Raw genomic sequence first — 6,463 nt, forward strand, 5'->3', positions numbered from 1 at the left:
GCCCCGCCCCCTGCGGCCCCTGCGGGAGTCCGCCGTCGTGGCGGTGACCGCACTGGGAGCCGCCGCCCTCGCCGAGATCATCTGGGTGCTCGCCGGGCCGGGTCTCGCCTCGATGCTGGACAGGATGTCGGAGGGGCCGTCCCTGCGGAGCGTCGAGGACCTGCTCCCCGTCGTGACATTCCTCGTCCGCGCCCTCGGGACGAGCGCCGCCGTGGTCTGGCTTTTCCTGGTCCGCGCCGTCGCGGCGATCGCCTTCCTGGTCTGGCTCTTCCGGGCCCGCGCGAACGCCGAGTCGCTGACCCCGGTCCCGCACCGCTGGTTCCGGATCCTCATCGTGCTCGGCTGGATCCTGCCGGTGGTCAACTGGTGGATCCCCAAGCAGATCGTGGACGACGTCTGGGCGTCCTCCCGGCCCGGCGGTGTGCGCGGCGAGCACATCGGCAGGGAGGCGCACTCGGGGCTGATCTGGTCATGGTGGCTCTCGTGGCTCCTCGGGACCGGGGTGCTGCCGCTCGTCGGCGTGCTGCTCTTCGCGACGGGCGACCGGAGCTCTTCGGGCGGCGCGTTCTGGTTCGACGTCTTCACCTTGGTCCTCACCCTGGCCGCGGCGGCCCTGGCGGGCAAGGTGATCCTGCGGATCACGGAAGCCCAGGAGGACCGGCGCGCCTGGGCCGCCGGGATCTCTCCGCCGTGACGTGTCAACGCGGTCTCCGGTGACGTCTCAGTGGGGGTTCTTGGCCGTGACGTCGCGGGGGGTGACACGGAAGCCCTGCCAGTGGGTCGGCATGGGGTCGGCGTCCTCGTCACGAGGGACGTGGTGGTAGCCGACGTTGACCCAGAGCACGGGGTCGGTGAGCCTCTCCCCGTTCACGTAGCGGTCGACGGACCCGGCGCACCTGGGCGCCGGGTTGACGCTCGCCAGGCGCTCGCAGGAACGGTAGCCGGTGACGTAGACGTCGGCGCGGGTGAAGGCCTCGCCGGCCGGGCCGCGATACTGCGAGCTGTCGGAGTTGTTGAGCTCCCAGGAGACGGGGTGCCCGTCGGCGTTGCGGACCCCGCGGTCGACCACGCGCCACCAGCGCGTCCGGCGGTTGAGGGCCTTTGCCTCCCTGGTGAAGGTCGTGCGCTTGAGCTTCCGCTTGGCCGTACGGCTCCCGGAGAAGTCGTACTGCTCGACGACGTCGCCGCTCTTGCCCTGGATGTCGAAGTCGAGGCGCCAGAAGACGTTGTGGCTGTGGCTCTCCTCGAACGTCGCGCTGCCCACGCCGATCGGCCAGCCGTGCCCGGCAGTGGTGGTGGAGCCGGCCAGCGAGCCGGTCGCGCCCACGCGGGGGGTGATCGCCCCGTCGTCGGAGAAGGCCCATTCGGCCAGGTAGGTGTACCAGCCCACCTGGAAGGCGGCGAACACCACCAGGTCGCTTCCCTGGGCCGAGACGCTCGGCTCCTCGTAGCCGGACTTCAGGTAGGCGTGACCACGCGCGCGGGTCGTCACGCAGACGGACTGCTCCCGGCGCTCGCCGCCGGGACAGTCGGCGGCCAGCAGGGGGATGGCCGTGCTGCCCAGGGCCCCGATGTCGTGGTAACGGGGGCTGCCGCTGTCGTAGGGCACGTGGATCTGGGCCAGCGCGGCGCTGCGCAGCACACTGACCGGGCGGTTGCCCTTCGGCGTGTAGACGACCTTGGTGAGGGTCAGTCCCTCGATGTTGCGCATCTCCCAGCAGAGCTGCCAGCGTGCGCCGTTCGGCAGGGTCCTGTCGATCCGGTACGGCGCGCTGCACGGTGCCGCCGGAGCCCGTACGGCCTGCGCGACGGCCGTGCCCTGCGAGGCCTGCGCGACGGCCGTGTCCTGTGGCGTCCGGGCGGCGGGCGCGGCGGAGACCCGCGCGGCGGGCATGGCGTGCGAGGCCTGGGCGGCGGGCGCGGTCTGCGCCGCGCCGAGGCCGCCGGTGAGCATGGCGCAGGAGAGGGCCAGGCGCAGGAACACGGTCACCACTCCAGGGTGTAGATCTTCTTGGCGGACAGGTCGACGACGATCCGGCTGGTGTCCAGCCAGGTGCTGCCGGGGAGCCGGACGAACAGCCGCACGCACCGGTGGGCCGCACACCGGCGGGCCCCGCCCTCCTGGCCGGGAGTGAAGATCAGCCCTCGCAGCCCCAGGTCCGCCACGGACCGCAGCTGCCTGCCGGCCGCCCTGGCGTAGGCCTCGCGTACGCCCCCGCCGTACGCTGGGTCGGCCAGCAGCAGCTCGGCGGCCCTGACCTCCTCCGCCTTGGACGGCGGCGGCTGCACGCCCCGCGTCACGCTCTCCTTGACGATCGTGCCCCGGCCGAGGTCCACGGTCCGCACGATCAGCCTGTCGGTGGCGTAGTCGTAGAGATAGGCGTCGGCCCGCCGCCGCTCCTCGGCGTCCTTGCCGTCGTCGCGCTCGACGTAGAGCAGGTTGACCCGTCCGGCGGCCATGTGTGCCCGCGAGGTCGCCGAGGCGATGTCGCCCGCCCGCGCGATCTCCGCGCCGGTCAGCGGATCCCCCGGGACCGGCTCCCTCGGCGCGGCCTCCGCCGCCTGCGACCCCTGCCCGCCGGGCAGGAGGAGCGCCGCCCCGACCACGGCCACCGCCCCCGCTCCCGCGAGCGCCATCACGATCCGCTGCCGCCCCACAAGCACCCTCTTTACCGATTGTTGACCTATGGTCGCGGAGTGTAGCTGTGTCGGGGCGGCCGGGCGGCTCGAAAGTCGTAATGCGGCGATAGCGGTGGTTCCGGTGGAGAGGCGCTCTCCCGGCCTGCCCKATCGGCCCGTGCGGGTGGCCGTCGCCCTCAGCCCCGGACGCCTCTCACTTGAGGGGCTGGACGAGCTCCGTGCGCCAGGCCGACGGGTCGGGCCAGGTGGCGGGGTCGGGGCGCTCGGTGGGGTCGATCCAGTGATAGACCTCCCACGCGGCGCCGTCCGGCTCGCGGTCGTCCTCGCCCAGCCAGGTCTCCAGGCGGCCGTAAGCCTTCGCCAGGCTGTCGTGGGGTCCGATGTGCCAGGTGACGGCGGCGCTGCCGCCCGGCAGCTCGCCGGCGGCGACCCGGCCCTCCCCGACGGCGGCGTCGGCCACCGGGATGCCTGTTTCGAGGTCGGTCTCCGTCTCGGTGAAGGTGTGGTAGCGGACGAAGGGCGGCCCTGCGGGCCGTACGTCGTGCCGCCGCAGGTGGTCCCAGAGCGCCAGCAGGCTTTCGCCCTGGGCGCCGGTCAGTTCCGCGACGGGGACGGTCGCCCTGACGCTCACGACGGGCTGGGGGGCGCGCTGCCGGACCTCGATGCTCTCCACGGTCATGGCGTTGCTCCGTTCTCGTGTTCGGTCGTAGTGTCTCGTTTTCGGTCGTAGTGTTGATGATCGACGAGTCGGCAGGTCGCGGTCCAACACCTATGGATTCGTGATTCACACACCTCGCATGTGAATCGGTAAGAGTGGGCGATGGCAGAGGATCTGGATCTCCGGCTGCTGCGGTGCTTCGTCGCGGTCGCCGAGGAACTGCACTTCAGTCGTGCCGCCGAGCGACTGTTCGTGGCCCAGCAGGCGCTCAGCCGCGATGTCCGCCGCCTGGAGGACAGGGTCGGCGCGGCGCTGTTCGAGCGGACCACCAGGAGGGTGGCGCTCACCCCCGCCGGGGAGAGGCTGCTGGCGCGGGCCAGGCAACTGCTCGCGCTGCACGACGAGATCCTGCGGGAGCTGCGCGGTGAGGGCACCCCGATGCTCGTCGACGTCGTGGGGGAGCGGCTCACGCCCGCGAGGGTGCTCGCCGCCGCCAGGGAGCGCGCGCCGGGGTTCCCGTTCTTCGCCCGTTTCCACGGCGGGCTGGAGACGGCGCTGCCCCTTCTGGCGGCACACCGCCTCGACGTCACGTTCGGCCGGTGGAACGGGCTGACCGGCCGCACCGCAGAAGGCCTGGAACATCAGCTCGTACGGCTGGAGCGCATCGCGGTGCTGCTGCCCGACCGCCACCCCCTGGCCGGTCAGGCAGGCGTCCCGCTCGCGGCCCTGCGCGGTGTCGACGCCTGCTGGCAGTGCGGCGATCACGCCTCACCGGAGTGGGGGCGGGTGGTGGAGCAGCTGTTCGCCGCCTCCGGCGCGGACCCCGCACCGCCCCGGCCGAACGTGCGCGGCATCGACGAGCTGGCCTACCACGTCCAGCAGTGGGACGTACCCGTCCTGACCATCAGCAGCCAGTCGGAGGTGCCGGGCGCCGTGATACGGCCGCTGGTCGAGCCCGTCGCCCTCTACCCGTGGAGCATGATCTGGCGCAAGGACCTGCGCCATCCCGGCCTGCAGGCGCTCCGGGAAGCGGTCCGCAAGCTCGCCGCGGCCGACCGCTGGTTGGAGCGCCCCGAGGACGCGTGGCTGCCGGAGCCCGAGGCCAGCATGATCAACTAGGCGCGGTGGAGCTGCGGACGCCACCCCGCCCGCTCACCCGGAGGCCGTTCCGTCCGGCGGATCGTGAGGTCCCCGCTCACCCGGTGGGCCGTGACGTCCCCGGCCGCCGCCGGGGGCCTCACGCCGTACGGGAGTCGTGCGGGATCTGCCGTGGGGAATCTAGGGGACGTCGGGCAGGAGGTTCCACTCCTCCCAGGAGATGTCCCTGCCGGGCCAGCGCACCGAGGCGTACGGCCACGCCTCGCGCAGCCAGACGCGGACCACCCGTTCCAGCTCCTCCTCCAGGCCCGTGCCCTCCTCATCGGTCCGCACCCAGAACGACACGTCGGCGTCCGCTCCCCGCTTCTCCGGAGGCTCGACGTAGACGCAGCCGAGCATGCGGGAGCCGTCGGGACTCATCACCGCGTAGTTGAACGACCTGCGGAGCAGGGCCTCCTTCTGGTGCCACGCCAGATCGATCAGGTTGTCCTCCAGCGTCATGTCGTCGAGCGGCCATCCGCCGCTGTGCGGGAAGCGCTCCCGCAGCCGGGAGGCGCTGCTCATCACGGCGTCGAAGTCACGCACCGCGTCATGAACGGTGATGGGCCGGATGCGGAAGCTCTCGTGCTCCACGCCTGCGGGAATCTCATGGGTTCTCGGTAGGAACGGCATGCGGACCAACCTGGTGCGCCTGTCTTGGCATCGGCTGAACCCCCGCTTGCCGCACCAGCTCGGGGCGAGCCGGCCCCTCACCCGCCGTGCTCCGCGCGAGTACGGCCGCCGCCCGGTTCGCGGGCAGGGAAGACCAGCGGGCAGGAAAGACCAGCGGGCAGGGAAGACCAAGCGGGAGGGCCGGCTCGGTAACGGCTGCGGTGCGGGCGTCGAAGAACTGGCCGACCGCATCTATCAGGGCGCCATCGACGTGGTCCCGATCCGGGCCTGGCTACGCGCCCCCGCGTCCAATGGTCCAGCGCGCCTCAGTCGCCAAGCTGCACGCGTGCCTGCTCCTCCATCATCGCGCTGAAACGTGCGTCGCGCTCACTCTCTGCGCGCCGTGCTGTGTAAACGACGGTGTACCCGTCCGGGTCGGTGACGCGCAGGTCTCTGGTGTTCCACGGGGTGTTGACAGGGCCGTCGACCACGCCGCCGCCGTGGGCGCGTGCCCGCTCAGCGAGCCCGTCGAGCTGCTCCTGCATGGCCATCATGCCGATCGTCCACTGGCCGCCGGCGGACGCTTCGCCGGGGCGCACCAGGATGTCCTGGTAGCGCCAACGGCGCAGGTGTACCAGCGCTGGGCTGCCGTCGGGGCCGGGCACGGTGAAAAGCAGTACGAAGTCCAGTCCGTTCACATACCAGTCGACCGTGCGATCAAGATCGGCGACGGTCACTGTGACGAAGGCGGGCATTCCATAGATATCGCGGCTGATCTCCGGCGTAACAGAATCCATACGACCTACGGTGGAGTCTCCAGCGGCTGGAGAGTCAAGTGGCTGTTGGTCTCGTCTCGATCCTGATCCGGCTGGTAGTGGGGAGAAGGGCCGTCAGTCGTCCGGGGCGGGCGTCGTGCCGTGCTCACCTGACGGGATGAGGTTCCGGTGGGGAAGGCGCCAGCGGGCCCAGACGGTCTTGCCGGGGCGGTCGGGGAGCGGGATGACGCCGGAGTCGTCGGCGAGGGCCGCGACGATGGTCAGACCCCTGCCGTGGACGGCTTCGACGCCGAGGTCGAGATGGCGGGGCTGTCCGGGCCCGTGGTCGGTGACCCGGACGCAGAGCTCGTCGGCCCCGGCCCACAGGGAGAGCCTGACCAGGGGCTCGCCGTGGGTGATCGCGTTGGCGAGCAGTTCGCCGACCACCAGGACCACGTCGTCGGCGAGGTCCTGGAGCGCCTAGGCGGTGAGGGTCTCGTTCACCATGCCTCGGGCCTTGCCGACGATCGACAGCTCGTGCGGCAGGGTCCAGCAGACGGTCCGCAGATCGTCCGGCGTTGCGGGCATCGAGACTCCTGGGAGGGGCGTCGGGGGATGTGCGGGCGGAGGAGGCGTCCGGTCGGGCCGGTCGGCCGTGGGC

Annotated in this window: 7 protein-coding genes and 1 pseudogene; 2 read left to right on the forward strand and 6 right to left on the reverse strand. The window is 71.8% G+C overall.

Translation table 11 applies throughout. The annotated features are described in order from the left end of the window. On the forward strand, positions 1-694 hold a 694-nt coding region (locus tag CA984_RS41800), incomplete at its 5' end, for a DUF4328 domain-containing protein (protein WP_086578859.1). 27 nt (positions 695-721) lie between these two features. Here CA984_RS41800 and CA984_RS41805 read toward each other — a convergent pair. The 3 genes from CA984_RS41805 to CA984_RS41815 all read right to left on the reverse strand — a co-directional run bounded on the left by CA984_RS41805 (position 722) and on the right by CA984_RS41815 (position 3,319). Beyond that, a complete protein-coding gene (locus CA984_RS41805; protein WP_242676472.1) occupies positions 722-1,990 on the reverse strand; it encodes a copper amine oxidase in 1,269 nt (422 codons plus the stop codon). Beyond that, positions 1,987-2,658 (reverse strand): hypothetical protein, encoded by a 672-nt coding sequence (locus CA984_RS41810; protein ID WP_086578860.1) that lies wholly within the window; start codon positions 2,656-2,658, stop codon positions 1,987-1,989. Before CA984_RS41810 ends, CA984_RS41805 begins: the two co-directional genes overlap by 4 nt. 175 nt (positions 2,659-2,833) lie before the next feature. Further along, positions 2,834-3,319, reverse strand: coding sequence for a GyrI-like domain-containing protein (locus CA984_RS41815; protein WP_086578861.1), 486 nt, complete (start codon positions 3,317-3,319; stop codon positions 2,834-2,836). Between the two features lie 141 nt (positions 3,320-3,460). On the opposite strand from CA984_RS41815, the gene CA984_RS41820 reads away from it, so the two are divergent. Next, a complete protein-coding gene (locus CA984_RS41820) occupies positions 3,461-4,417 on the forward strand; it encodes a LysR family transcriptional regulator (RefSeq protein ID WP_086578862.1) in 957 nt (318 codons plus the stop codon). A 159-nt stretch (positions 4,418-4,576) separates the two neighbouring features. On the opposite strand, the gene CA984_RS41825 is transcribed toward CA984_RS41820, so the two are convergent. The 3 genes and pseudogenes from CA984_RS41825 to CA984_RS41835 all read right to left on the reverse strand — a co-directional run. Continuing rightward, positions 4,577-5,068, reverse strand: coding sequence for a GNAT family N-acetyltransferase (locus tag CA984_RS41825; RefSeq protein WP_086578863.1), 492 nt, complete (start codon positions 5,066-5,068; stop codon positions 4,577-4,579). A gap of 305 nt (positions 5,069-5,373) precedes the next feature. Further along, positions 5,374-5,844: a VOC family protein gene (locus CA984_RS41830; protein ID WP_086578864.1), complete on the reverse strand. Its 471-nt coding sequence runs from the start codon at positions 5,842-5,844 to the stop codon at positions 5,374-5,376. Between the two features lie 93 nt (positions 5,845-5,937). Continuing rightward, a pseudogene (locus CA984_RS41835) lies at positions 5,938-6,261 on the reverse strand (ATP-binding protein); the annotation flags it as partial. Positions 6,262-6,463: the final 202 nt, after the last annotated feature.

The organism is Streptosporangium minutum, assembly GCF_002149035.1.
GTDB lineage: Bacteria > Actinomycetota > Actinomycetes > Streptosporangiales > Streptosporangiaceae > Streptosporangium > Streptosporangium minutum.

Coding starts and splice junctions, on each gene's coding strand:
- CA984_RS41820 (WP_086578862.1), top strand. CDS start 3,461: ATGGCAGAGGATCTGGATCTCCGGCTGCTGCGGTGCTTCGTCGCGGTC.
- CA984_RS41815 (WP_086578861.1), bottom strand. CDS start 3,319: ATGACCGTGGAGAGCATCGAGGTCCGGCAGCGCGCCCCCCAGCCCGTC.
- CA984_RS41830 (WP_086578864.1), bottom strand. CDS start 5,844: ATGGATTCTGTTACGCCGGAGATCAGCCGCGATATCTATGGAATGCCC.
- CA984_RS41825 (WP_086578863.1), bottom strand. CDS start 5,068: ATGCCGTTCCTACCGAGAACCCATGAGATTCCCGCAGGCGTGGAGCAC.